The organism is Actinomyces sp. HMSC065F11, from assembly GCF_001813085.1.
GTDB classification, from domain to species: domain Bacteria; phylum Actinomycetota; class Actinomycetes; order Actinomycetales; family Actinomycetaceae; genus Gleimia; species Gleimia europaea.
Genome location: NZ_KV811464.1, coordinates 1 through 248 on the forward strand (window position 1 = coordinate 1; position 248 = coordinate 248).

The window sequence follows — 248 nt, forward strand, 5'->3', positions numbered from 1 at the left end:
GGCTTTAAGGCAGACGAGAAAGAAATCTCTCACGAGGTGCTGTTCTTCCCCGCTGGCCTTGAAGTAACCGAGGCGGACCGTGACAAGGCTGAAAAGATCGGTGAAACCGTCACCATTCCAGCCAAGAACGGCTTCTACCCCAGCATTGGTGATACTTCCTGGATCGCTAAGAAGGGTGCGGACGGCAAGCTAGTCGCTGGCACCTACGTATTCATCTCTACCTTCGCTGGTGATGACCGCGTAGCCCC

1 protein-coding gene is annotated in these 248 nt (G+C 55.2%); it reads left to right on the plus strand.

Annotation, left to right across the window (positions count from 1 at the left end):
- On the plus strand, nucleotides 1–248 hold a 248-nt coding region (locus tag HMPREF2891_RS00940; protein ID WP_148131685.1), incomplete at both ends, for a hypothetical protein.